Below are 25,979 nucleotides of genomic sequence, written 5' to 3'. Positions count from 1 at the left end.
CTATTGCTTTGGAACTGCCGGTCATCGGGATCGAACTTACAAAGTAACCTGCCCAAGGTTTTGCATTTGTCCTAGTACCCAACTTACGCGGTTTTGCACATAGTTGGTCATAGGAAAGGGTTGAATTTTGTATGGGTTGGGTAGCACCACCGCCAATTGTGCCGCTTGGTATCGGCTTAGTTGGTTGGCGGAAACACCAAAATAGTGTTTGCTGGCAGCTTCGACGCCGTATATGCCCGGCCCAAACTCAACGACGTTTAGGTACATTTCCATAATGCGCTCTTTGCCCCAAATTACTTCCATAAGTAGTGCGATGTACAGTTCGTAGGCTTTGCGTACATAACTGTGGCTTGGGAAAAGAAACACATTCTTAGCGGTTTGCTGGGTAATGGTACTGGCACCGCGAGCAGGTCCGTTTGGTCCACTTTGCTGAATCACCGAAAGCAAGGCATTGAGGTCCAAGCCCCAGTGTTCTGGAAAGCGTTGATCTTCTGATGCCATAATCGCAAGCGGCAGCGAAGAGGAGATCGACGATAAAGGCACCCACTGATGCTGTGAACTTTGAGGGTAGCCTTGTGGCGGAAAGAATGTGCGTGATAACTGCCAGCCCCATAACGGCGGGTTTACAAACTTCAGCAACAGAACCAAAACGATCGGTGCGCCCAATAACACGGTTAAACCAGTAACGATCACTGACTTTGTTCGACGTTTGATTCTTCGAATTAAAGCTTTCACTACTCTGCCTTATCTCTACTCATTCAAAATGCTTGGCCTTTGCTCGCTAGTGTCGTTATAGGCGTGGCCAAAATAATCCCGCTAAGGTTACTTATATTGATGCGGTGAATTGTCCGTTGAGTGTAAAAGCCACAACGCGGGGAATGTTACAAAGTTTTACTGCTCAATTAAGATGAAGACGTAACATTTTGATTTGGCAAATCATAATGACTGTGACAGTCTGAATGAAGGTCAAATCAGTCAATCGTGTTGGAATCGTTCTAGCAGCCGCGAAACGAGAGAAAGGAGCCTATTTTGTTCAAGCTTTATTACTATCCAAACAATGCCAGTCTGGCACCGCACTTTTTGCTTCGTCACGTCAATGCTAACTATGAGCTTCTACTCGTAGACAAAAAATCTAACTCGCAAAAATCCGCGGACTATTTAAAGCTCAATCCAGCGGGTCGCATTCCAACGCTTGTTGTTGATGACCAACCAATATTTGAAAGCCCAGCGATCTGCATTCACATTTGCGAGCTGTTTCCTGAGTACGAGCTCATCCCAGCAATAGGGGATGCAAAACGTCCTTTGTTCTTTCAGTGGTTGGCTTTTCTGAATAATACCCTTCAGGCAGAACTTATGGTCCGTTACTACCCGCAGCGTCATACTAACGACGAAGCAACGATACCCAATGTTATTGTTGCCCAAGATGAGCGTATTGCTGACGCGTTGTCGATAATCAACGACCAACTCTCCAACAATAAATACTTGTTAGGAGATAAGTTGTCTGCGTGTGATTACTTCCTGTTTATGTTGGCAGAGTGGTCGTTGCCGGCCAAGCAGTCGCCGCTCACATTTGCCCATCTCTCTGATTACTTAACACGACTAGCGCAACACCCAATCATTAAAGAGGTTTGCGAGTTTGAGGGCATCGATTTAACGCCATTTCAACGCTAGATTTGCAAGAGGATTTAGGTTTATCAGCAGCTCCAGCGTTATCTTCGCTTAGCGCTGTAACATCATCAAGGAAGAGATTGATTGTGATTTCATTTCAAGCTACGACTGATTTGTTGAAATCAGCAGAAATTACTTACGCCAATATGCGGTCATACTATTTGACGGCGAAGTCGTTGGCGCAATTCGTTTACAGTTTGATGAATATAAGTCCAGCTTACGGATTATACAAACGGTTTGGTTTTGAGGTGATTGCTGAAGATGATCGCTTCTTCAACATGACTAAAGATATTGCTCAATAAAGGCTAAAATTAAACAAACACGCTTATGGTGATTGAATGAAACGCTACGCACTGTTGTTACTCGCACTTATTACCTCTTACGCCCATGCTCAAGATAATCTGACTTCATTTGGCACAGATAACATCAAGCAATGGGACAAAGAAGTCTTTTCAGGCGAGACGGTCTACGAGCAAGTAACGCTGGAAGGAAAACCTGCACTTAGAGCACTGAGCGATGCGAGTGCATCTGGATTAGTTCTGAAAAAGCGTATCGATTTACAAAAAACGCCTTTCATTCAATGGAGTTGGCGGATTTCAAAGCAACTACCCAATCTAAAGGAACAAACCAAAAGCGGAGATGACTACGCCGCGCGAATCTATCTTGTCATTGAAGACGGTTTTATGGGGCTAAAGACAAAAGCCCTCAATTACGTTTGGTCCGGTTCTCAAAGGCAAGGCAGTGTCTGGGACAATGCTTACGTGGGTGAAAACGTAAAGATGCTGGCCATTCAGGGACAAAGTGCGAGTACTCATCAATGGTATAGCGAAAAGCGCAACGTCTACCAAGATATGATTCGGTTTTTTGGTGATAAAGGATCGCCTGCTGCCAACTTAGAGGTGTATCGATACATTGATGCGGTGGCGATGATGACCGACACTGACAACAGTGGCTTAGTCGCAGAGTCGTACTATGGTGATATCGTATTTAGCGCTGAGTAAATATGACGTTCGGCCTTGTTCGAGCACAATCTTAATCCCTTTCTTAGCCTACACACCTAAACAATTCTAAAGAGTTCAAAAATTAACATATATGGTTTTCCATATGTGTTATTCTTAAACCTACCACGTATCAGTAAACGATAGTTATGACTGCGCCACTACTGTTTTATAAAGCGCTTGCGGAAGAGACTCGTTTGAAGTCTTTACTTCTACTGCAGAGCCAAGGTGAACTTTGTGTGTGTGACTTAATGAACGCGTTGGAATTGAGTCAACCTAAAGTGTCACGCCATCTCGCTGAGTTAAGAAAACAAGAGCTTGTCATTGGCGAGCGTCGCGGAAAATGGATGTATTACCGAATCAATCCAGATTTGCCTGACTGGATGAAACAAGTGTTGAAAATTACTTTGGAAAGCAATTTAGAGCTGATTTCGCCATTGCTGGTCGCGATTGGCGCTGAGTCATCTTCTTGCCGAACATAATTTTGAGGTTTGTATGAGCAATATTGAGAGTTGCGCTGAAACAACAGCGTCGCAAAAAATGGGTTTTCTAGATCGTTATCTAACGGTTTGGATTTTCCTCGCTATGGCCGTCGGCGTTGGTATTGGAGTGGTGTTTCCCCAAGTAGCGCAATGGAATGAGTCTATGTCGGTTGGCTCTACCAATATCCCTTTGGCCATTGGCCTGATTTTGATGATGTATCCACCACTCGCTAAAGTGAATTACAGCTTGTTGGGGGAGGTGACACGTGACAAAAGGGCTATCACGCTTTCACTGATTATGAACTGGGTGATTGGGCCTATTTTAATGTTTGTGCTCGCCATCATCTTCTTACGAGACCAACCCGGTTACATGGTAGGCCTGATTCTGATTGGCTTAGCGCGCTGTATCGCTATGGTGCTTGTCTGGAATGACATCAGTGGCGGCAATAAAGAGTACGGCGCAACATTGGTGGCACTGAATAGTGCATTTCAGATTGTCACATACAGTTTTATGGCGTGGTTATTCATCACCGTTTTACCGCCTTACTTTGGCTTAGAAAGCTTCGTTGTTGATATCACCATTATGGACATCGCAGAAAGCGTGCTGATTTACTTAGGTATTCCATTTTTAGCTGGTTTTCTGAGTCGTAAATGGCTGGTGGCAGCGAAAGGTGAGCAATGGTACAACGAAGTGTTTATACCAAAGATTTCGCCAATCACGCTCATTGCTTTGTTAGCGACTATCGTGCTGATGTTTAGCCTGAAAGGCGAGATGATCATTGAGTTGCCAATGGACGTTTTACGCGTGGCAATCCCGTTAGTGATCTATTTTATGGTGATGTTTTTTGCCAGCTTTTACATTGGTAAACGTATGGGGCTACCTTACGATCAAAACGCTTCCATCGCGTTTACTTCATCAGGCAATAACTTCGAGCTAGCGATTGCGGTCTCTATCGCAGTATTTGGTCTCAATTCAGATCAGGCATTTGCAGGTGTTATTGGACCGCTAGTCGAAGTACCCGTCTTAATTGCATTAGTTAATGTGGCTTTAAGGATGAAACGCAAATATTACGCATAATACTTGTCAGGGTTTCGAAACAACCAGTTCTTATAAAAAGCGATCAAAAAAGTCCCTCCGAATTCGGAGGGACTTGTGTTTATGACGTTGTTAGTATTCATTGTTTTTCCTGCCAGCTTCTCATCAAGATGATAAACCCTAACCCACTAGGATGGGCGAATGATTACCACCATTGTGTTGCTAAACAAACCTTCGACTATGTAGAAATACCACCACTTTCCTAGACAAGCCACGTCTACGTAATGAACCTGTCATCTAGCTGACTTGATGGGCTATAATTAACATTTTATTCACAAGCGTGACTGAAGTTCGAAAGTAATCAACATTAGAGGCGGCGTATCGTAAGTTGATGTAATTTATCCGATCGCAAAGCTTAATTGATAATTTAGAAAGAACGATAGTTTGCTATGTCTTTAACAAAGTTCTTCATACCGTTCACTTATTTCTACATATAACGAGTGGATTGCCTAAGCTTTTTAAAAGGCAGTGCACCGATTTAATTGGGTGTGTGTCAACACAGGAAGTTGTTTTTCAAGGAAGTAAAGCGGGTAATGCGAGTTTTAATTGTAGAAGATGATCGACTAATCAGTGAATCACTGGAACAGCGCTTTAACGATCTTGGTCATGGTGTGGACTGTGCCTATGATGGTGGTGTGGCGTATTCACTCGTTTCTCATACTCAGTACGATTTAATTATTTTAGACCTCAACCTTCCCAATCGAACAGGGGAAGAAATCACCAAAAAAATCAGACAAATATCAAATACACCGATATTGATTTTAACCGCCCGGAACGAAGTGTACGACAGAATCAATTTGCTGGACTTAGGCGCCGATGATTTCTTAAGTAAGCCATTTGATTTGGGGGAGTTAGAAGCTCGCTGTCGAAGCATTGTTCGCCGAAGCCAAGGTAATGATAATAACGTGGTCGAGCTGGGCAACTTGAGTTTTGATTCAGTGACGGCAACGGTAAAAGTGAAGGGTGAAACCATCACACTCAAGCAACGCGAGTACCGTCTGTTAGAAGTTTTTGTCGGCCACCCTAATCGTGTGATGAGCAAAGAGGAAATAATTGACCACTTGTATGGCTATGATAATCCCCCTAATCACAATGCCATTGAGACTTATGTTGGGCGACTGCGAAAAGCTTTGGGGGACAGTAATGTGGAGATTAAAACTCTACGCGGTTTAGGCTATGTACTGTCCGTGCAATCATAATGCTCTCTATTTCAACGCGTTCACTTCGATTCCAACTGCTCGCCTATTCGGCCTGTACCTTATTTTTTATTGGCCTCATATCCATGTTAGGCGTTAAGCGATATGCCTATGAAACCGCGCAACACACCTTTGACCGCCCACTGGCAAATGCAGCACTACAAATTCTGGAAGAAGTCCGTTTGGAGGCTGATGAGTTAAGTGTTGATTTGCCGTTCTCTGCATTTAGTGGGCTTGCGGATTCGCCGCGTGACAAAGTGTACTATTTAGTGGCGACGAAACAGAAAGAGTTCGTAACGGGATATAGCGCGTTATTGTCAGAAAAGATGGTCGTTTCCCAAATCGATGCCAATCCAATTCAGTTGGAAGTGGTTCCGCATTATTTTGATTTGATGTTTAAAAAGCAGCATGTGCGCTTTGCATTAGTGGGTCGAGTGATCAATACCCGTAAAGGGCCGCATCATGTGTATGTGTTAGTTGGACAAACGACGGAAGCCCGTACGGATTGGGAACACCAACTCTCTAGCGTCGCATCCAAACTTATCTTGGGCGTTGTATTTTGTACGATCATCGTCATTGTCATCTTGATTGCCCAAGTACTCAAACCACTTAAAGTTATTAATAGAAAAATATCACAGCGTTCAAATGTAGACCTAACCCCGATAGAGATACAGGGTCCGGAAGAAGTTATGCATTTAGTGAGAACGATAAATAGCTTTATGTTTCAACTAGATGAAACGCTAACAAACTTAAAAAATTTTACAAGCGAGGCTGCGCATCAGTTAAAAACACCGCTTGCGGGTATGAGAGCTCAAGTTGAGCTGATGCTAAGCCGAGAGACCTCAACGCAGTCAACTCAGTCACTGATTCGCATCTTAGAGGCGTGTGGCGTTTTAGAAAGAACGATAGAACAGCTCTTGAACCACGCGACGATCAAACACCGTTTTCGCAGTATGGAACCACAAAGCGTAAATATAAATCATCTCGTGCAATCGGTTTGTCGAGACCTTGCCATTAATGCGCTCAAACGAAATATCGAGCTTAGCTTCCAGCAGAGTTTCCAATTTAAAATAACGGGTGATGAGTTTTCTGTGAGGCAGATGTTGCTCAACTTAATCGAAAACGCGATTAAATACTCTCCTGATTCGAGTGTGGTAGAGGTTGAAATTGCTCAACGTGGCACGAAAGCTATTATTCTGATCCGAGATTATGGTGTCGGCATCCGGGATGTTGATAAACCACATGTATTCGAGCGGTTCTATCGAATCTCGGAAAACAGCCAGTCTGGTACAGGATTAGGAATGAGTATTGCTGCCGATGTTGCAGAGAAATCCCATGCACAATTGCTCTTACATGATACTGCCCCGCAGGGCTTAACGGTCGAAATTCAATTCCCATATCGTCGATGGGAGGAGATTTAACTATGTTTCAACGCTTTCTCTTTTTTACGACATTATGTGGGATGTGTTTGTCGAGTGCTTTGGCTAGTGAAACTCAACCTCAGCTCATTAGAGTGTTTGGGGCGGCTTATTTGTCTGAGATGAAACCACTTCTCGATGACTTTTCTGATCGCAATCCGAATATTGAAATCCAATATAGATGGATGAGCAGCGAAGACCTTGATCGTTATATTCGTGAACAACAACAGCCACAACCGGATGTGACCATAAGCTCGGTGATGCATCTGCAATTGCGGTTGGTCAACGATGGCTATGCGCTTGAATATGAACGTAATCACAGCAGTAATACGGAGGTATCTGAATTACTGCCCGATTGGAGCCAGTGGCGTGATGAACTGTTTGGCTTTAGTTTTGAGCCGGCGGTCATTGTGTTTAATAAGTCGTTTTTGGAGGGAAAACAAATCCCTACGAATCGGATTGAACTTATGTCGTTTATTCGCCGCTACAGTGATGAATTTATGGGCAAGATCGGGGTTTATGATGTTCGTAAAGTGGGCATTGGATATTTGCTTTGGTCCTTTGAGCGCCAGCAAGCTCGTAATTATGGGCAATTTCTTGAGCTATTTAATCTTCACTACGCTCGTACTTTTGACAGCTCACGAGATATGTTAGGTGCCTTAAGTTCCGGTGAGATTGTGATGGCTTATAACATTCTGGGTTCATATGCACAGAGTTGGCAACAGCTTAACGACGATGTGACGATCATATCAATGAGTGATTACACCCCAGTGATCATTCGAACCGCACTTATTAATCGAACAACCAAAAATGTCCAAGGTGCTCAGAAATTTATTGATTATCTACTTTCGTCTTCTGGGCAGTGGGTGATGTCTGAGCAGACGAATATGCCGCCGATACGCACAGATATTAATAGTGTTAACTCGGCTTCATATATGCGCCAGCAGTATGCTGAACAGCTAAAACCTTTGCCTCTTGACGTACGTTTGCTTGTATTTGCCGACGAAAGTAAACGGCAGATTGTGATTACGGAATGGGAAAATGCGTTAAAAAATTATGACTGACATGACATTACCAGCTCCTATGGTGTCGTGAGTCAGCGATTTGACAGGTTCATTTTGTAGCTTGATACCACCACTTTTCGGACTTGAAAGTGGCAATAATGGTAAGGAGCACAAAATGACACAATCCCAGTTTATCCCTTGCATGCTTATCCGTGGTGGCACGTCCAAGGGTGCTTATTTTCTCGCCAGCGATCTTCCTCAATCTCCAGAACTAAGAGATCAACTTCTGATTCAGATTATGGGTTCGGGGGATGTCCAACAAATTAACGGTATTGGTGGCGGTACCACTTTAACGAGTAAGGTGGGTATTGTTTCTCGCTCTGATTCAGAAGATGCTGAGTTGGATTACCTTTTTGCACAAGTTGGTGTTGAAGAGAAAATAGTCGATACCAAACCCTCTTGTGGCAATATTTTATCTGGTGTTATCGCTTTCGCGTCTGAAAAAGGTCTAATCGAACTAGCTGATGGCACGACGACGGTACGCGTTAAGAACGTTAATACCAACACCATTATTGAAGTGACAGCCGAAACGCCTAACAAGTCGCTAAAGTTTGACGGTGACACTGCCATCGATGGGGTTCAGGGAACAGGTTCTCCCGTCCTTCTCAACTTTCTTGATGTGGGGGGCTCAAAAACCGGCAAATTATTCCCTACGGGCTCAGTTCGAGAGACGATTAATAATATCGACGTAACGTGTATTGATGCCGCTGTCCCTATGGTCCACATTCCGGCTCAATCCCTTGGGCTAATTGGCAATGAAACGAAATCAGTTATCGATAGTAATCAGGCATTGCTCGATAAGATAGAAGCTATTCGTATTATCGCAGGTGAAAAAATGGGATTAGGTGATGTGCGCGCAAGTGTGATCCCTAAGGTGTCCATTGTTTCTCCTCCCCATCATGGCGGCACCATCACGTCTCGCTACCTCGTGCCGCATAATTGCCATGCCAGTCACGCGGTCACGGGGGCTATTTGTGTAGGAGCCGCGAGTTTGATCGAAGGAACGGTTACGCATCAGCAAGCCAGCGGTTCTTCTGAAACGGTGAGGATTGAACACCCTAGCGGAAAAATAGATGTAAAAATGGTTTTGCTTGAAGGCGAACATGAACCTGTTATCGCCCAAGCTGCGCTGGTAAGAACCGCAAGACCATTATTCAAAGGGAATGTTTACATCGCTTAGCGATGACGTCTCGCCCCCTGCTTTATACTTAAGCCAAATTCGAGAAATATGTATCACTTTTGTTAAAAAAATGTATTGGTGTCAGTCTGGTGACAGTTTGAGTATTTACGGTGGGCATATCGCAATGATGCGATTCAAAGTAAATACTGCCATAAAGGATTTGAGGAGGCGCTATGCTGCTTAACAACTACTTTAATAAAACGATGTTACGCGTCAGCGGTCAGCTAGCATCCGCTGCGTTAATGACATTTTGTGTTACGTCACCAGTGAATGCAAACTCAGTGAGTTTTGAAGGTGAACGTATTCAAATGACAGTACCTTATAAAGAAGGTGGAGGTACGGATACTTGGGCTCGATTTTTTGGCCCTTATTTCACTCAATATCTTCCTGGTGAGCCAGTCGTTGTAATTAAGAATGTACCGGGTGGCGGCTCGACCAAAGGAGCAAACCAGTTTGCACGACGTGCAAAAGACAATGGTTTGGATGTGTTGGCAAGCTCTGCATCGACACAGTACACCTATCTGCTGAATGACCGACGCGTAAAATATGACTATAACGACTGGAAAGCGGTACTCGCTACTCCGACTGGAGGAGTGGTATACATTAGTCCGGATGAAGGCATAACAAATGCGGAGCAGTTTGTCGAAAATTTGGACAAGCTGAAATTTAAATATGCCAGCCAAGGTGCCACGACTATTGATCTAGTCCCTCTGTTGGCACTTGATTTACTTGGCGCTGATGTACAAGCCGTATTTGGTATGAAAGGACGTGGGGCTGGACGTTTAGCATTTGAACGAGGTGAAGTGAATTTAGATTCACAAACGAGCTCTGCATACTTGAAGAAAGTCGTTCCACTGGTTGAAGAGGGCAAAGCGATTCCACTATTCAGCTTTGGTGTTATTGATGAGCAAGGCAAGCTTCAACGAGATCCAAATTTCCCCGATATTCCTCATTTTGGAGAAGTATATCAGCTAGCCAAAGGTGATATAGACAGCTCGAAAGGGTTTCAAGTTTGGCGATCGTTTTTTATCGCAGGATTTGTCGCGCAGAAAGTTTTCTTCTTACCTAACTCGACTCCGGAAGATATCCAGCAAGCTTGGGGTGAATCAATGGCTAAACTGGTGGCAAACCCTGATTTTCAGCAACGAGCTGAAGATATGTTAGGGAATTATAAGCAGCTTACAGGTTTGGAGGCTGAACAAGCGGTTGAGGCCATTCTCTCTTTGGATGAAGAGAGCAAAACATGGGTCGCTAACTGGCTGAAACAGAAATACAACACCAGGCTTTAATTTCTTCCAGAATTCCACCCCTTAACAAGATATAAACGAGGGGAAACAGTGTGACGTGCTGTTTTCCTCTCTAAGCACCCCCGGTCACATCAATTGCAAGTATGTACCGTCTATCGTGCACTGTGAACTCACAAGGATTCTATTATGTTTAGTGAATTACTTGCCGCTTTGCAGACAATTTTAACTTTGCACCATCTAAGCTATATGCTTGGTGGCGTGTTATTAGGTCTTGCAATCGGTATCTTCCCTGGATTGGGAGGTATTGCCGGCTTATCTTTGTTACTACCATTTTTATACGGCATGGACCCTGTTTCCGCTCTTGCGATGCTAATAGGTTTAGTCGCCGTTATTCCTACCTCGGATACGTTTACCTCCGTATTAATGGGGATCCCAGGCTCGAGTGGCTCGCAAGCGACGGTTCTAGATGGTTTCCCAATGGCCAAAAATGGGCAAGCGGCTCGCGCCCTGTCTGCTGCTTTTGCCTCTTCGTTATTCGGAGGGTTATTTGGAGCAGTGGTTCTGACGGGCTTTGTTCTGATTGCTCGTCCAGTAATTCTTGCTTTTGGGTCAGGTGAACTCTTCATGCTCACCTTACTTGGTTTAACCATGGTGGGCTCACTTGCCGGAAAAAGCTTAGTTAAAGGATTGTCTGCCTGCGGATTAGGTGTGTTGTTAGGCAGTGTCGGCAGTGCCCCAGCGACTGGTGAGTATCGAATGACATTTGGCAACTTCTACCTGATGGATGGGATCCCATTGGTGGTCGTGGGGCTGGGGATTTTTGCTTTACCAGAGATTATCGATCTATTACGCCAGAACAAACCGATTTCGAGTGCGAGTAAGTTAGGCTCTGGCTGGCTCATGGGAGTTAAGGACTTCCTTGCCAACAAATGGCTTGCCGTCCGCTGCAGCGCTATTGGTTGTATTATCGGAGCTCTGCCTGGTTTAGGTGGGAGTGTTGTGGATTGGATTGCCTATGGCCACGCGGTGCAAACGACTAAAGACAAGCCAAATTTTGGTCATGGTGATGTCAGAGGTGTTATTGCACCAGAGTCTTCCAACAATGCGAAAGAAGGGGGAGGGTTAGTCCCAACATTGCTGTTTGGTATTCCGGGCTCGGGTGGTATGGCGGTGTTTCTTGGTGGGATGGTGTTGGTTGGTTTAGAACCAGGTCCTGCGATGGTGAGTACCGACCTTGATGTTACCTACACAATTATTTGGTCACTGGCGCTTGCTAATGTGTTTGGTGCTGCAGCGTGTATGCTGATTTCTCCTTGGGTAGCGAAGTTAACCACAGTACGTTACGCCTTGTTAGCTCCTTTTATGGTCATGGTTATCTGCTTTGCAGCATTCCAAGCTACGCGAGACTTGGCCGATCTAGTTTCCTTGCTTGCAATTGGTGTACTTGGGGTTCTAATGAAGCGGTTTGATTGGCCAAGACCCGCATTTCTAATCGGCTTTGTGCTTTCCGCTGGGATGGAAACCTACTTATACCAAGCGATACAGTTTGATGGTATCGGGTTTTTACTTCGTCCAGGGGTGATGGTCATTGGTGCGATTACGTTGCTTTCTCTGATATTAATGATTCGTCAAAATATGAAGAAAAGTAATGAAGTTGAAACCACAGCAAAAGTGCCAACTCGTCGACCTCAAGTGATCTTTGCTGTTTTGGTTAACTTTGCTTTTGCCTATGGTATTTATGACGGCTATCAACAAAGTTTCTTAGGTGGAATATTCCCCATTGCCGTAGCAAGTGGCATGTGGCTGTTGTCTACCATCGTTGTTGTACAGCTATTAACACGTCCCGAAGGTTCCCCTATCTACTTTGACAATGAGTATGAACAAGGATACGCACACGACAGTAATACAGAGTCCATCATGCATTATGTTTATTGGATTGCTGGGCTAGTAATTGGTAGTTACTTAGTGGGTTATGTGATCTCTATTGCGATCTTTTTCTGTGCATTCTTAATGAACAAGGCCGGAATGAGTTTGTGGCGATCACTTGCAACGACGGTAGCAGCTTCAGGTTTCTTGCTTGGCCTAACCCACATAATGTTGCTTGATTTGCCTATTGGTCTGTTGCAAGAAACTGTTTCTTTACCTTGGCCGCTGGGCTAAAAGGAGAGCGTTATGTCAATAAAAACGATTATCATGCCATTTGCGTCTCAGGAAGACGGTAAGTGCCGACTTGAAGGGGCATTAAACGTGGCTCAATTCTTTAGCGCTCACCTTGATGTGTTACACGCGCAAGTGGGGGCAGAGAAGCTGATGCCGAGTGAAAAGCGCCTGATTTCCAGAAAATTTTATGACCAAATAGACAAAATTGTTCGTGATTATGTGAATGATGATATGTCCCAAGATAAGCAAAGTTTTGAGCATTTATGTCAAAAGTTTGGGATTGATGAATCTCCGTCCGATTCTCAACAAACGAGCGCCAAATGGCATGATATCTTTGGTTATCGTGGGGAAATTGTCGCGGAAAGAGGAAAGGTTTCAGATCTAATCATTATTCCCCAATCTCTTAATGGGCAAACCAGTGTCAGTTTTGAGGCGGCAATAACCCACGGGGGAAAACCCATATTGATCATGCCAAGGCGACAAACTCACTTCTCACCCAAGACGGTCGTGATTGCATGGAACGGCGATAAACCTGCTGCAAATGCAGTCAATAGCGCGCTCCCTTTGCTTAGGAAGGCAAAACAAGTTGTCGTGGTCACGAGTGATAAATACTTATACAACAAGCCAACACAGGAAGATCTTGCTCGCTATCTGGCATGGCACGATATAGATGTTGAGTGTATCGCATTTACTCACAAAACTAGGAATACAGGCTCTCAGCTAATTGAAGTTGCTTCGGAGATCAATGCTGATGTTCTTGTTTCGGGTGCTTTTGCTCACCAAAAGCTTCATCAAAAAGTCTTTGGTGGCGTGACTAAAAAGCTGCTCACTCGCGCTAAAATTCCGCTTTGGATGATGAGTTAATTTTTATTTTGTCAGTTAGATGACAGGTTAGCCTGTTAGTTTATAAACATGGCTGGTTAGCAATTTATCCGTCCGCCCAAGAAAAATTGCAAGGTTCGAATCTCCTTCCTTGCGTCGCTAACCAGCCTCACTTTTTACACAGCTTAATGTAACGTTAAGCTGTTTTTCTACTTTTAAGTTTGGTCAATACTGGTTAAATAGATAATTGCACAGCCTTTCTTATTCGATGAGCTTTGTTTTTCTAATCCAAGTTAAACACAAGGTTGCATTAAGAGCATACTCAGCAAAAAGAAAGCTTGGATATAAAAAAGTCCCTCCGCATGCGGAGGGACTTGTGCTTATGACGTTGTTAGTTTTATTGTTTTTGCTGGTGGTTATTGTGGTAGAACAACTTTGCCATCTTGGATTGGGAACGTTTTGCCTGCTGGCTTCTTATCCAAGCGAACCGTGGTTGGAACCCCTTTGATTTCGTACGTCACGTCGTAACCGATCACTGAGGTTGAAGTTTTGTATTCAGTGTGACACTGCTTTTCTGTTGTGCTCACCACGTTGTTGTCTTGGATGTTGCCTTGAATCTCACGGCCTGCTAGTGCGCCTGCAATCGTGCCTGCTGCGGTCGCGATCACTTTACCTGAACCACCACCAATCTGGTTGCCTAGCGCTGCACCTGCTGCTGCGCCACCTACAGTACCGAGGATACGGTTTTCATCTGTTGGTGCCGCTTTCTTAGTGACAACCACGTTCAGACACTCTTGGTAAGGTGTTTTTACAGTTTTAGTGACAGATTCCACCATAGTAATGTTTGCTACTTTTGGCGATTCTTCTTTACAAGCAGATAGAGCAGTCGTTGCTACCATAGCCAAAACCAAAGCACGGACTTTCATCGTTCAATTCCTAAACTAGTACTTCAATGGCATTAGCGTAGATTATTGTTCGTGCTTGGATATCAGCGTAGGTAAATGGTTCTGTCAGTATTCCGTCATTTACATTAACAAGCGCATTTACTCTTGGCTTGAATAGTAAGCCGCGATATCGCGTAGGTCTTGGTCGTTTAATTTGGACAGTTGCGCTTGCATCATTTCGGCGAGAGCACCAGTTCGGTTTCCTTGTTGGTAATCTTTCATTGATTGATAGAGGTACTGGGCGTTCTGATTTTTTAGATTGGGGTAGCTAGCGTTAACCGCTTCGCCAGTCGCGCCATGACAGAATACGCAGCTTGGCGCTTTCACTCTGCCGAGTTCTGCATTACCAAACTCAGTAGCATGACTGTGTAATGAAACAAGAGCAGAGAAAATGGTCAAGGCGATGGATAGCTTTTTCATATTGGAACTCAGTTAGTTACTATGCTGGTAGCATAAAGCTTCCCCTTAGGGGAAGCTCAATGTACTGAGATCAATAATTGGTTGAAATGCGAGCTAGAGAAGTGTTTTTAGCTTTTCAGTAAACGTAAGGATATCTTGTTCTGAGATGTCTTTATGGGTAACAAAACGCACCGGATTACCCGCTGAAATAATAATGCCTTCTTGCTGTAGCTTTTCAGCGATTGCATGGATTTCGACTGAAGCATCGAGTTTAGCAAACACAATATTGGTTTGAACAAACTCAGGGTTTACGCTAAATCCCGGTAACTCTGTAAGTTGGTTTGCCAGCAGCTTCGCGTTGCTATGGTCAATTTTGAGCTGTTCGACCTGTTCAGTCAGCGCTAGTTTACCCGCCGCCGCTAAAATGCCAGCTTGACGCATACCGCCACCCACCATTTTACGTAAGCGGCGCGCTTTAGCGATGAACTCACGATTGCCAAGCAAGAGAGACCCAATAGGGGCTGCCAGTCCTTTCGAAAGACAGATCGTCATCGAATCAAAGTATTGCGCGATTTCTTTAACGTCGATATCGAGTGCGACGGCCGCATTGTAAACGCGCGCCCCGTCTAAATGTAGAGATAGACTGTTCGTGTCAACAAACTCGCGAGCCTGTGCGAGGTAACTAAGCGGTAGGACTTTACCGTTAATGGTGTTTTCAAGACTGAGCAGCTTAGTGCGAGCAAAGTGACAGTCGTCAGGCTTAATCGCTGCTTTAAGTTTACCAAAATCGATCGTGCCGTCTGGGTTATTTTCAATCGGTTGAGGTTGGATAGATCCCAGAACCGCCGCACCGCCAGCTTCAAATTTATAGTTATGCGCTTGCTGGCCACAAAGATACTCGTCACCTCGTTCACAGTGTGCCATCAGGCCAAGTAAGTTAGCTTGTGTACCAGAGGTCGTAAACAGTGCGGCTTCAAAGCCGTGCCTTTGTGCTGCCCATTGTTCTAAATCATTGACTGTTGGGTCATCACCGTAAACATCATCACCGACAATGGCTTCTGCCATCGCTTTGCGCATGGCTTCTGTCGGTTTGGTTACCGTGTCTGATCGAAAGTCCATTTCTATTTACTCCTAAATGTAGCCACATAACTTCGCTTTACTTAGACAAGCGATGGTCTTTGCATCGGTAATTTCACCACTGATCATCTTTTGTTCGAGTTCTTGAAGTGAAAGTGAGACGACTTCGATGACCTCGTCGTCATCGCATTGGTAGCGACAGGTTTTATTCAGGCCTTTCGCTACATACAAATACTGTATTTCGTCACAAAAGCCCGCAAGGGGAGTGACTTGCCCCAATGAGAAAAACTGCTCAGCGCTGTAGCCGGTCTCTTCCTCTAATTCGCGTTTTGCGCACTCTTCAATGGCTTCTGCGTCTTCAAGTGTCCCCGCAGGCAGTTCTAACAGCCATTTATTTAACGAAGGACGAAATTGATTCACCATAATGATGTTGCCATCGGTGTCGATCGGCAAAATAACTGAGGCGCCTGGGTGCACGATGGTGGTATGCATGATCTCTTTGCCGTTGGGTAAGGTCACTGGCTCTTCGACCAAAGAGATATTTTTCCACGTGTGGATGGTTTTTCTAGAAGAGGATAAGGTCATATTTTAATTACTGTACAACTAACGCTGCGTTTACCTTATCCGCTAATCCCCAGCAAGGAAAGAACAAATCCCATTTGTTCACTTTTGTCTCAATTGGCTAGAAAGTGATTCGAACTACATAAAGTGATGTAAATCGCAATTATGCAATCATTGATTTCATTAAGTTTCGCTCATTACCATTTGGTATAACCGTCAGTCTATTCTAAAAAATTGCACTTGTAACAAAGTGATAACAAATGTATAAAATTATACATACACACATTCTGATGGCTATCAGAGGAGCGCGAAAATGATAAACCCTACTCAGGTCGGTCACGCCCAAAAAGCGTTACTCTCTGAACGCATTAATAAGTTAGCGCACGCTCTTTCTGATGGCGTTTATGAGCGCGAAGATACGATCAAACTCTGCTTACTCGCTGCTTTAGCGGGGGAGAGTGTTTTCTTGCTTGGGCCTCCGGGTATCGCGAAAAGCTTGATTGCAAAACGATTGATTCAGGCGTTCGATAACTCTTCTTACTTTGAATACTTGATGACGCGTTTTTCGACGCCAGAAGAGGTGTTTGGCCCGCTTAGTATTCAAGAGTTAAAAGACAACGGTCGTTACTTACGTTTGACCGAAGGTTACTTGCCAACCGCACAAGTGGTCTTTCTTGATGAGATTTGGAAAGCCGGCCCTGCGATTTTGAACACGCTACTGACAGTAGTAAACGAAAAGACGTTTAAAAACGGCAGCGACATTGAACGTGTTCCGATGCGCCTGTTGGTTTCTGCTTCCAACGAATTACCCGATGAAGATAGCGGCTTAGAAGCCTTGTACGACCGTATGCTAGTGCGTGTGTTCGTCAATCGCATTCAGAACAAACAAAACTTCAAGTCAATGCTGACTGTCGGCACACCGCAAGAGGCAAAAATCCCTAAAGGTTTGGCGATTACGGACGCCGAATATCACCAATGGCAAGTAGAACTCGACAAACTTGAGTTATCCGATGCGGTATTTGAGAAGCTGTTTGAGCTAAAAAGCATGTTGGAGAATGCGGCTAAAGAGACCACAGGTGTGGATATCGCAGACACCGATATGTATGTCTCTGACCGTCGTTGGAAGAAGGCAGTGAAACTGCTAAAAGCCAGCGCATTCTTTAATGGTCGCAACTCAATTAACCCTTTGGATTTATTACTGCTTCAAGACTGCTTGTGGAACAGCCCTGAATCACGCGAAGTGGTGCTGAAAGTAGTGAAAGAGTTTGCGTTGCAACACGCGTTTGACCAACAGGAAGTGGACCAACAGATTGCATCTTGCCGCGAAGCGTTGGGCGATATTCAAGAAGAGCTAGAAGATAAGTTCGGCATTCTTCTCTCTACAGAATCGACCACAGGTATTCTGAAGAAGCAAGTGAACAGCTACGACATTTCTGATGCGAAAAGCTACAAAGTCGGTAATGCATTTGATTTGGTTAAGCTGGTATTGCTGCAGAGCAACATGTCGGTGTCTGAATCCGAAAAAGGAGACAGTCGCTGGGTCTACGTACCTAAGAGTGACCTTGAGCGCGTGATTAAAGAAGGCAGTGGCGATGTCTACGGCTACGTAAACCAAAACACCAACATGTGTCGTTTGCGTTTTGACCTTGACGCGGCAAATCACCTAGTGATCAAAGATATTGCCAATCGCGCAGTGATGGTTGCGATTGTGACCAACAAAGGTTTGGATGAGTCACTTTACCAAGAATGGTTGAGTAAGTCTGAGCAGGCAATGACGCAGCTTAACGAAGCAGAACATCATTTGCGTCAAGTTCGCTCTAATTTCCATGGCGCGTTACCGCATAACTTTGTTGACCCTGAACTGCCTCGTACCATGGAAGCGAGCCTGCAAAACATTCAGCAAGTATTAGAGTCGACGAAGGCTGAATGTGAGCGTACTGTTTTCCGCTTTAAGAACCTCAATCAGTTCTTCTCATGAGGAGTCGTGAATGTTAGGAGCAGACGGATTAAACCTTGCACTGATGGTGGCTGACTCAGGAATCATCGATTCAGCGGTGAATGACCTGCTTGCACGCTCCCAAGTGATGGCGATGACGGAGAATCGTGGTGTCAAAACTTCGGTTAAGAATCATCTACTGAAATGGCGTGGTAGCGTAAAAAAGCGTATTACCAAGGTATGCGAGACGGAACGTTTCCAACAAGAATTGGCACTGTATCAAGAAGTGATTCATTGGGATGAAGAACAGTTCTTTGCTGAGATCCCCAACATCGTCAGAAAGCTTGAGTGGCACTCCGCTTTCTATCTACAAGCGCGTCGCTTGCTGGAGAAGAATAAAGGGCTACACAATCCGATGTTCCCGCACTACTTCTGTGACCAGTGGTATCAAAGCCTATCTGATGCAATCAAACAAGCGCAGTTAACGGAACTGGAAGCGAACAAAGAAAAAGTTCTTAAAGATCTCTACCAACGCATGGAAACCATGAAAAACATGGATAAAGTGACGGAAGAGGGCGATGAGGGCAGTGTGGGTCGTTTGTGGGATATGGCATCGGCAAAACTGAGTAAATCTGATCTCACGGTCATGAAGCGTCACGCTGAGTTTTTAAAGAAAAACAAAGGTCTGCAAGATATTGCTGAAAAGCTTGGTCGTATGGCGGGTCAAGTCGATGAACCAGAATTGAATCGTGCTCCAGCAGAAGATCTGCAAATGGTGGAAGAGAAGTCAGATGAAGCGACAGACGACATCGTAGGTATTCACGAGAGCGACGACTTAAACAAATTGCTGCCGAATGAGACCATGTTCCTTGCTTACCCAGAGCTGGAAGTGGTGTTCTACAAGCACTTGGTCGACAAGCGGTTGATGAACTACAAGATGCAAGGTAAGTCGCGTACGTTACGTAAAGTGAGAGCGCAAAAACCGGATAACAAATCGGTCGATGTCGAGAAAGGGCCGTTTATTGTTTGTGTTGATGCTTCTGGTTCAATGAGTGGATTCCCAGAGCAGTGTGCGAAAGCGATGGCGTATGCGTTGATGCAAATTGCCTTGGCGGAAGACCGTGATTGTTATGTAATTTTGTTCTCCACTGAACAGATTACTTATGAGTTGACTAGACAAGACGGCCTGCGCGAAGCGAGCGACTTCCTGACTTATAGTTTCCATGGTGGCACAGATTTAGAGCCGGTACTGATGAAGTCTATCGACTTGATGACAGGCGATAAGTATAGAAATGCAGACATGGTCGTGATTTCAGACTTTATCGCACCCAAACAATCGGAAGAAATGGCAAAACGTGTCGAGCAACTGAAAGCGCACAAGAACCGTTTCCATGCAATCAGCTTGTCTAAATATGGTAACCCAGAGTTGATGACAATGTTTGACCATTGTTGGTCTTATCATCCGAACCTAGTCGGTCGGATCATGAAAAAATGGTAAGCCAGACAGCAAAAAGGAGCTCTTAGAGCTCCTTTTTCGTTTTATATAGCCAATGGCATTTCCTGAGAAGGATCTTGTTTTCGGTACACTCGAATTAAGCCGATTAACGCCAGCAGCGACATCAGCAGCATTAACGCTCCCAGTGGCATCTGGTTGGTGGTCGGGATCGCTGACGCGCCCAACGTTGCAAGACCTGCTCCTAGGTTTTGCATCCCGCCGAGTACAGCGCCACCAGTACCTGCGTGGTATGGCAACGGAGATAACGCGCCAGTTGTCGCAGCAGGGAATAGGATACCCGCACCTAGGAAGTAAATCGTTGCACCGCCAATCAGAGTTAGTGCTGTGGTCTTATCAAACAGACCCGGAATAAGTACCACCAACGAACCAAACATAATCGAAATCAGGCCAAACTTCAGAGCACTTTTTTCGTTGCGTTTTGACGCGATAACACTCGATAGCGCAGCACCAAACAAGTAGCCTGGAATTGGCAGGACAAACAGCAAGCTAACAGTCGTTGCTGGCAGAGCCAATACGCCACCTAGTAATACACCAGCAGCCGCTTCAAATATCGCAACGCCTGAGAAAGTCGCAACCAGACAGATCAAGTAGCCTTGGAAGCGGCGATCCGACAGTACGTAACGGTAGCTATCGGTCACTCGCTCATAACGGCGTTTTTCTACTGGCAGTGTTTCGTCAAAGCTAGTCATCATAGTGATGACGACTGCGATACCAAATAGTGCTAAGAACATATAGCTAGAGCGCCAACCAAACGATTCGGTTAAGTAGCCACCTAGAACAGGAGCAAGCAGTGGTGAAAAAATCACGCACATGCTGATTAGGCTGTTCACCTTATGTAACTCAGCGCCCGAGAATACATCGCGAGTTAGCGTACGTGACATCGCACCGCCACAACCGATACCAAGCCCTTGGATAAAGCTACCTGCTAAGAACCACTCATAGTCGTGAGCGAATAGCGCAATGATGGCACCGACAATGTAGATCAATAAGCCAACGATGATGATTGGTTTACGACCAAGGCGATCCGACAACGGACCATACACGAACTGCGATAATCCGTAAGGGATCAGATAGCACGCCATGACAGCTTGTAGAGCTGCTGGTGTAACCAAAAAATCACTCGCCATGTGTCCCATTGAAGGCACATACATGGTTTGAGTCATTTGACCTACAGCGGTCAAAATAGCGATTAAGAATGTCAATTTAATAACTTGATGTGAAGCAGACATTTTCAACTACACCTAAATCCAAAGCGTAAGAAACCGTAACTTTGCCGTAGCAAAGCTAATAAATAAATTTGAAAAGGGGTACTTTCAGGCGCGAGATATTAGAGTGACTTGCGCGTAGTAGCAATCAAAAAGTGTGAAGTTGAGCAAGATAAAAATCTATGATTTGGATTAGAAAAACTAATCCAAATTTTAATGACGTCTACTTTGGATATTTATGCGCAAGGAAGCGCGCTTAAACACTTACGACACAGGCAGGTATTGTGCGTATCAAGTGAGGAAGTATCGCGTTTTTCGACTGAAAAACACCAGCAAGTCTCTTTACCCAAGCTAATATCACATACTGCAGGCTTATTGCATGAAGGGCATTGATGTGTGGATTCAATACCCGATAACGCATTCATTACAGCATCACGATCAGAGCTGCTCATTTCGCGCCATTTGATGCTCTCGTCCATGGTACGGTGAAAACCGCCACAAATGCCGTCGTTGTTTTTGCATGCGGCGACGCAGGGAGTTTTCAAAATGGAAGTGTCTCGTTTGTTTCTTTAGCCGCGACTATAATACGAAACGTAACGCGGCACTATCTTTCGTTATGCGAGGAGCGTTTCTTTGTTTGCATTTGAGAGTGATTCTCATTAATATTTAGTGAGAATAATTATTAATTGCGATTTATGACGTTGATGATCCCTATACTTGCTGCCGAACTTTTTGCCGTGGTGCTAGCTAAGAAAATGCATTTTATGAATCAAGAGATTCTGGCTTGGTTCGGCTATATCCTTATCGCTGAGTTCAGCGTTGCAGGTAGCGCGCTAAAAATATTGATTGCGCTGTTTTGCCTTGCGCCTTTTGTTGTCCGTATGCGAACAAGGCCCGTCGCGCAAAATATCATGCGTGCGGGCTTTGTTGTTCCGGTTTTGCTTCAGGCTTACTTGAACTTTGGCGGCTGATAGAGCAGAGAAGTATCTTGTTTCATAAAGATGTTACTTGCTACTAAGCTACCGACACAGACTAAGCTCAGCGCAACCCAGCCAAGCAGCGAAGGTTCTTCATTGAACACTGGAATGGCTAATAATGTCGCGATCGCTGGGGTTGCTGCGCCAAACGCAGCGGTTCTCTCTGCACCTAAGATCGAAATGGCTCTTAAGTAAGTGAATGACGCAATCACACCCGCTCCGATGCCTTGCAGCACAATATGCCCGAGTAGTTCTTGCCAAGGCCAATAAGACGGCGGCGTGCTGGCCAAGTAGCTAGGTAGCGTACCAGTGGCAATCAAGGTAAATAACACAATACTTGAGAGCAAAGAGATGAATCCTGCTACCACCAGTGGGCTTAAGTTCGATACTCGAGCACAAATTGTGAACGTCGCCCACATACAGCTGCCGATTAAAAACAGCATATGCCCTTGGAGTAAATTGCCATCCAGATGAGTCAAGCTTTGGTAGAGAAACGCAACGATACCTGTGATAACTAAGACCAAGCCGGCAATTCGATGTTGACTGAGCGGCTGCTTAAACAGAATCACCGCAATGCCGGAAACAAATAGCGGTAACGTCCCAGGCACCAGCGCGCTACCGTCTGAAACGGGCGCGTATTGCATCCCAGTACCCGCAACCAGTAGGTAGGGGAGTCCACAACCAATAAACATCCCAAGCCAGTAACGTTTCGGTACAACGATGATTTTCTCTGCTGAGCGAAGGACCAGCGGCAGCAGAATCATACAAGGGATTAAAAAACGGGTAATTGCGATGTCTGCGGTTGTAAGGTCGGAATGCGCTCCGCTACGCAAGGAAAGGAAGAATCCAGACCAAAGCAGCAGCGTGGTAAACATTGCCAAGTATCCTGAGATCATAATGATGTTACGAGTTTGTTGTGTTTGATAGTTATTATGAGTCGTATAAAGCGGTGAAATATGGCAAAGTGAATCAATGAAGTCGTAAAATTTGCATCATTCCATTAATAAATAACTAAATTGCGCTATAAAAAGGCTATACCCCTATGGATAGAATCGATCGTCACATTCTTTCGCTACTACAAAAAGACGCACGCCAATCAACGGCTGATATCGCTGATAAAGTTGGTTTGTCGCCATCTCCTTGCGCGCGCCGGATAAAGAAGTTGGAAGATGATGGTGTGATTTCGGGCTATCAAGCCAAGCTAAGCAAAAAGAAAGTAGGGGTTGGGATGACGGTGTTTGTTGAAGTCAGCTTGAATAATCACCAAGCCAGTTCCATCGAGGCATTTGAGTTGGCAATCAAAGAAATGGAAGAGGTGACCAGTTGTCACGTTGTCTCTGGCGCTTACGATTACTTGTTAGAGGTGGTCAGCCATGACTTGACGGGTTACGAATCGTTTACGCGTAAATTACAGCGTCACGACAACGTGAAAGATATCCATACTCATCTGGCGATTCGTCAGGTGAAAGAGTTTAGTGAACTACCCGTATTTACCTAACAACCTAGCGTCGGTTGCTAGTTATTTTCACTTAGCCCACAAGTTGCGGGCTAAGTTGAGACGACAAACAGATTATTCTGGATGGTAAGTAATGCTGCCAATTTCCAGTACCGGAGCAACATCAATATCTTCCGCATTCATCATTGATGAGATGCGCTGAACAGAAGAAAGCAGCAAAGATTGTTCCCACTCTTCTAACTGTTGAAACTTATTGATGAAGTTCTGTTGCAGTGGCATCGGCGCTTGGCCAAGTTTTTCCATGCCTTTTTCAGTTAAGTGCGCGTGCACTTTTCGCTTGTCTTTTTCGCTACGTACGCGTTTCACTAACTCGTGCTTTTCAAGGCGATCGAGAATCGTCGTCGCTGTTGCTTGACTCATATTGGTATGTTTCGATAATTCTCGAATTGTTACTTCACCGAGCTCCCTAATAGAACGCATAAGAATCAATTGAGGGCCGGTTAAACCAGTCTCTTTGCTTAGGCGTTTAGAGTGCAAATCGATAGCGCGAATGATTTGGCGGATCGAAATTAAAACTTCTTCGTGCTTTTCCAATGTTCATCCTTAGTCAACAGAGAGTTAAGGGCGTGAAAATACCTCAAAACGTCGTCTAATTGAAGAGTCAAAAACGATAAGAATCGTGTTTACTAACTATAATATTAGTTTGTCGATCGCTAAATCATCAAAAACATCTAGTTAAAATGTTTAGTATTCGAAGTGTGTTCAACTATTGATGGAACTCTGCATAGAGTAAAAAATCTACTATCGTATTAATTTTTGATTAAAAACCGTCCGTTTAAGAGCAATTTAGTGGCATGAATTGATGGAGTGCGTACAATAATAGGTAGTCAATCAAGTCTTTATATAGAGAAAATTATTTTCATCACTAATGATTTTTCTATCTTAAGATTTGATTAAGGATTGAATTTCATCAAGAGAGGAAAGATGACGAAAGGTATAGATAAGTACAGTATCGACAGTACCGATTATACGATCGGTCAAGATAATGTGCAGAAATGGGGCTTTGATGTACATAATCCTGTATTCGGATGGAGTGCTGGTCTGATTGCTCTGTTCTTGGTTGCTGCGCTGGTTATGGATGCAGAAACAGCCAAGTCGGCACTTGACGGGTTGAAGTGGCAGATCATTGGCAGCTTTGACTGGTTGTTCATTTGGTCGGGTAACATCTTCGTTGTTTTCTGCTTAGCGTTAATAGTTTCTCCACTGGGTAAAATCCGCCTAGGTGGTCATGATGCGACTGCGGACTACTCGTTTATTTCATGGCTATCGATGCTGTTTGCTGCAGGTATGGGTATCGGTCTGATGTTCTGGAGTGTGGCTGAGCCAGTTGCTTACTTCACGGGCTGGTATGAAACACCACTTGGCGTTGAAGCAAATACTCCAGAGGCGGCAAAACTAGCACTAGGTGCGACCATGTTCCACTGGGGTCTACATCCATGGGCGATCTACGGTGTCGTAGCGTTATCATTGGCATTCTTTGCGTACAACAAGGGTTTACCACTTTCGATTCGTTCGATCTTCTACCCGCTGTTGGGCGACCGTGCTTGGGGTTGGGCTGGTCACGTTGTAGATATCCTAGCGGTATTGGCGACGTTGTTTGGTCTTGCGACGTCACTAGGTTTAGGTGCACAGCAAGCGGCAAGTGGTATCCACCACGTATTCGGTATTGAAGCGGGACTTGGTCTGCAGATTGTCGTGATCACAGTGGTTACGCTACTCGCAGTAGTTTCAGTAATCCGTGGTATCGATGGCGGTGTAAAAGTCATCAGTAACATCAACATGATCGTGGCATTTTTGCTACTGATTCTGGTTGCGCTAATCGGTTATGCAATTACGTTAGGCAATATTGGTACGACGCTAATGGCGTACGTTGAAAACATCATCCCGCTAAGTAACCCACATGGTCGTGATGACGTGGCTTGGTTCCAAGGCTGGACTGTATTCTACTGGGCTTGGTGGATTTCATGGTCACCATTCGTAGGTATGTTTATCGCACGTGTATCGAAAGGTCGTACAGTACGTGAGTTCATCACCGCAGTACTTCTAGTACCAACAGCAGTAACACTGATCTGGATGTCGGTATTTGGCGGTATGGCTATCGACCAAGTGGTTAACAATGTTGGTCAGCTTGGTGCGAAAGGTCTAACAGATGTATCACTAGCGATGTTTGAAATGTTTGACGTGCTGCCAATGGGCTCAGTGTTGTCGTTCATCGCTGTTGTGCTGGTATTGGTGTTCTTTATTACTTCTTCGGATTCAGGTTCACTGGTTATCGATAGCATCACTGCTGGTGGTAAAGTGGACGCGCCAGTTCTACAGCGTATCTTCTGGGCATTAATGGAAGGTGCGATTGCAGTCGCGCTACTTTGGATCGGTGGTACTGAAGCGATTCAAGCATTGCAAGCGGGTGCGATTTCGACTGCGTTGCCGTTTACGATTGTTCTGTTGCTGATGTGTGTCAGCCTGATCATGGGTATGCGTACAGAAGACTACAAACGATAAGTTATCGTAAGTATT

General features: G+C 44.8%; 26 protein-coding genes. 17 read left to right on the top strand and 9 right to left on the bottom strand.

Annotated elements, in window-relative coordinates:
* Positions 1 to 36 precede the first annotated feature (36 nt).
* On the bottom strand, positions 37 to 714 hold the full coding sequence (mtgA, locus tag HCZ42_RS15175) for a monofunctional biosynthetic peptidoglycan transglycosylase (RefSeq protein ID WP_167421521.1): 678 nt from the start codon (positions 712 to 714) through the stop codon (positions 37 to 39).
* Between the two features lie 315 nt (positions 715 to 1,029).
* Here mtgA and HCZ42_RS15170 point away from each other — a divergent pair, with 315 nt between their 5' ends.
* The 12 genes from HCZ42_RS15170 (at position 1,030) to HCZ42_RS15115 (ending at position 13,373) form a co-directional block, all read left to right on the top strand.
* The gene (locus HCZ42_RS15170; protein WP_167421491.1) at positions 1,030 to 1,671 is read left to right on the top strand and encodes a glutathione S-transferase family protein; all 642 of its coding nucleotides are present in this window, start codon (positions 1,030 to 1,032) and stop codon (positions 1,669 to 1,671) included.
* A gap of 2 nt (positions 1,672 to 1,673) precedes the next feature.
* Positions 1,674 to 1,970: a hypothetical protein gene (locus HCZ42_RS15165; RefSeq protein WP_175579523.1), complete on the top strand. Its 297-nt coding sequence runs from the start codon at positions 1,674 to 1,676 to the stop codon at positions 1,968 to 1,970.
* A gap of 36 nt (positions 1,971 to 2,006) precedes the next feature.
* A complete protein-coding gene (locus HCZ42_RS15160; RefSeq protein ID WP_167421490.1) occupies positions 2,007 to 2,669 on the top strand; it encodes a DUF3047 domain-containing protein in 663 nt (220 codons plus the stop codon).
* 146 nt (positions 2,670 to 2,815) lie between these two features.
* A complete protein-coding gene (locus HCZ42_RS15155; protein WP_167421489.1) occupies positions 2,816 to 3,148 on the top strand; it encodes a metalloregulator ArsR/SmtB family transcription factor in 333 nt (110 codons plus the stop codon).
* 13 nt (positions 3,149 to 3,161) lie between these two features.
* Positions 3,162 to 4,226, top strand: a complete 1,065-nt coding sequence (arsB, locus tag HCZ42_RS15150; RefSeq protein ID WP_167421488.1) for an ACR3 family arsenite efflux transporter — start codon at positions 3,162 to 3,164, stop codon at positions 4,224 to 4,226.
* Positions 4,227 to 4,777: 551 nt separating this feature from the next.
* A complete protein-coding gene (locus HCZ42_RS15145; protein WP_167421487.1) occupies positions 4,778 to 5,443 on the top strand; it encodes a response regulator transcription factor in 666 nt (221 codons plus the stop codon).
* Positions 5,443 to 6,861 carry a sensor histidine kinase gene (locus HCZ42_RS15140; protein WP_167421486.1) on the top strand — a complete coding sequence of 473 codons (1,419 nt, stop codon included), beginning with the start codon at positions 5,443 to 5,445 and terminating at the stop codon, positions 6,859 to 6,861. Before HCZ42_RS15145 ends, HCZ42_RS15140 begins: the two co-directional genes overlap by 1 nt.
* A gap of 2 nt (positions 6,862 to 6,863) precedes the next feature.
* The gene (locus tag HCZ42_RS15135) at positions 6,864 to 7,922 is read left to right on the top strand and encodes an ABC transporter substrate-binding protein (RefSeq protein ID WP_167421485.1); all 1,059 of its coding nucleotides are present in this window, start codon (positions 6,864 to 6,866) and stop codon (positions 7,920 to 7,922) included.
* Positions 7,923 to 8,037: 115 nt separating this feature from the next.
* On the top strand, positions 8,038 to 9,102 hold the full coding sequence (locus HCZ42_RS15130) for a 4-oxalomesaconate tautomerase (protein WP_167421484.1): 1,065 nt from the start codon (positions 8,038 to 8,040) through the stop codon (positions 9,100 to 9,102).
* 173 nt (positions 9,103 to 9,275) lie between these two features.
* Positions 9,276 to 10,391 carry a Bug family tripartite tricarboxylate transporter substrate binding protein gene (locus HCZ42_RS15125; protein WP_167421483.1) on the top strand — a complete coding sequence of 372 codons (1,116 nt, stop codon included), beginning with the start codon at positions 9,276 to 9,278 and terminating at the stop codon, positions 10,389 to 10,391.
* A gap of 144 nt (positions 10,392 to 10,535) precedes the next feature.
* Complete coding sequence (locus tag HCZ42_RS15120; RefSeq protein WP_167421482.1) at positions 10,536 to 12,509, top strand: tripartite tricarboxylate transporter permease; 1,974 nt, start codon at positions 10,536 to 10,538, stop codon at positions 12,507 to 12,509.
* 12 nt (positions 12,510 to 12,521) lie between these two features.
* The gene (locus tag HCZ42_RS15115) at positions 12,522 to 13,373 is read left to right on the top strand and encodes a universal stress protein (protein WP_167421481.1); all 852 of its coding nucleotides are present in this window, start codon (positions 12,522 to 12,524) and stop codon (positions 13,371 to 13,373) included.
* Between the two features lie 374 nt (positions 13,374 to 13,747).
* Here HCZ42_RS15115 and HCZ42_RS15110 read toward each other — a convergent pair whose 3' ends face one another.
* From HCZ42_RS15110 to HCZ42_RS15095, 4 genes are all read right to left on the bottom strand, one after another.
* On the bottom strand, positions 13,748 to 14,257 hold the full coding sequence (locus HCZ42_RS15110; protein ID WP_167421480.1) for a glycine zipper 2TM domain-containing protein: 510 nt from the start codon (positions 14,255 to 14,257) through the stop codon (positions 13,748 to 13,750).
* Positions 14,258 to 14,374: 117 nt separating this feature from the next.
* Complete coding sequence (locus HCZ42_RS15105; RefSeq protein WP_167421479.1) at positions 14,375 to 14,695, bottom strand: c-type cytochrome; 321 nt, start codon at positions 14,693 to 14,695, stop codon at positions 14,375 to 14,377.
* Between the two features lie 93 nt (positions 14,696 to 14,788).
* Complete coding sequence (gene ltaE, locus HCZ42_RS15100) at positions 14,789 to 15,793, bottom strand: low-specificity L-threonine aldolase (protein WP_167421478.1); 1,005 nt, start codon at positions 15,791 to 15,793, stop codon at positions 14,789 to 14,791.
* 12 nt (positions 15,794 to 15,805) lie between these two features.
* The gene (locus HCZ42_RS15095; RefSeq protein WP_167421477.1) at positions 15,806 to 16,336 is read right to left on the bottom strand and encodes an NUDIX hydrolase; all 531 of its coding nucleotides are present in this window, start codon (positions 16,334 to 16,336) and stop codon (positions 15,806 to 15,808) included.
* A 289-nt stretch (positions 16,337 to 16,625) separates the two neighbouring features.
* On the opposite strand from HCZ42_RS15095, the gene HCZ42_RS15090 reads away from it, so the two are divergent.
* Both HCZ42_RS15090 and viaA read left to right on the top strand, forming a co-directional pair.
* Complete coding sequence (locus HCZ42_RS15090; protein WP_167421476.1) at positions 16,626 to 18,290, top strand: ATPase RavA domain-containing protein; 1,665 nt, start codon at positions 16,626 to 16,628, stop codon at positions 18,288 to 18,290.
* A gap of 10 nt (positions 18,291 to 18,300) precedes the next feature.
* Complete coding sequence (gene viaA, locus HCZ42_RS15085; protein ID WP_167421475.1) at positions 18,301 to 19,746, top strand: ATPase RavA stimulator ViaA; 1,446 nt, start codon at positions 18,301 to 18,303, stop codon at positions 19,744 to 19,746.
* A 41-nt stretch (positions 19,747 to 19,787) separates the two neighbouring features.
* On the opposite strand, the gene emrD is transcribed toward viaA, so the two are convergent.
* On the bottom strand, positions 19,788 to 20,993 hold the full coding sequence (gene emrD / locus HCZ42_RS15080; protein ID WP_167421474.1) for a multidrug efflux MFS transporter EmrD: 1,206 nt from the start codon (positions 20,991 to 20,993) through the stop codon (positions 19,788 to 19,790).
* 212 nt (positions 20,994 to 21,205) lie between these two features.
* A complete protein-coding gene (locus tag HCZ42_RS15075) occupies positions 21,206 to 21,514 on the bottom strand; it encodes a DUF1289 domain-containing protein (RefSeq protein WP_167421473.1) in 309 nt (102 codons plus the stop codon).
* 219 nt (positions 21,515 to 21,733) lie between these two features.
* Between HCZ42_RS15075 and HCZ42_RS15070 the strand changes: the two genes are divergently transcribed.
* Complete coding sequence (locus HCZ42_RS15070) at positions 21,734 to 21,940, top strand: hypothetical protein (protein WP_167421472.1); 207 nt, start codon at positions 21,734 to 21,736, stop codon at positions 21,938 to 21,940.
* On the opposite strand, the gene HCZ42_RS15065 is transcribed toward HCZ42_RS15070, so the two are convergent.
* Positions 21,919 to 22,842, bottom strand: a complete 924-nt coding sequence (locus HCZ42_RS15065) for a DMT family transporter (protein WP_175579524.1) — start codon at positions 22,840 to 22,842, stop codon at positions 21,919 to 21,921. The genes HCZ42_RS15070 and HCZ42_RS15065 overlap by 22 nt on opposite strands.
* Positions 22,843 to 22,988: 146 nt before the next feature.
* Between HCZ42_RS15065 and HCZ42_RS15060 the strand changes: the two genes are divergently transcribed.
* On the top strand, positions 22,989 to 23,444 hold the full coding sequence (locus HCZ42_RS15060; RefSeq protein WP_167421470.1) for an Lrp/AsnC family transcriptional regulator: 456 nt from the start codon (positions 22,989 to 22,991) through the stop codon (positions 23,442 to 23,444).
* 72 nt (positions 23,445 to 23,516) lie between these two features.
* Here HCZ42_RS15060 and HCZ42_RS15055 read toward each other — a convergent pair whose 3' ends face one another.
* A complete protein-coding gene (locus tag HCZ42_RS15055) occupies positions 23,517 to 23,996 on the bottom strand; it encodes a MarR family winged helix-turn-helix transcriptional regulator (RefSeq protein ID WP_167421469.1) in 480 nt (159 codons plus the stop codon).
* Between the two features lie 390 nt (positions 23,997 to 24,386).
* On the opposite strand from HCZ42_RS15055, the gene HCZ42_RS15050 reads away from it, so the two are divergent.
* Positions 24,387 to 25,964: a BCCT family transporter gene (locus tag HCZ42_RS15050; RefSeq protein ID WP_167421468.1), complete on the top strand. Its 1,578-nt coding sequence runs from the start codon at positions 24,387 to 24,389 to the stop codon at positions 25,962 to 25,964.
* Positions 25,965 to 25,979: the final 15 nt, after the last annotated feature.

It is taken from the genome of Vibrio hepatarius, from assembly GCF_011806575.1.
Classification (GTDB): domain Bacteria; phylum Pseudomonadota; class Gammaproteobacteria; order Enterobacterales; family Vibrionaceae; genus Vibrio; species Vibrio hepatarius_A.
The sequence above is the reverse complement of the archived record's forward strand: the minus strand, read 5'-3'. Positions and strand labels throughout refer to the sequence as shown.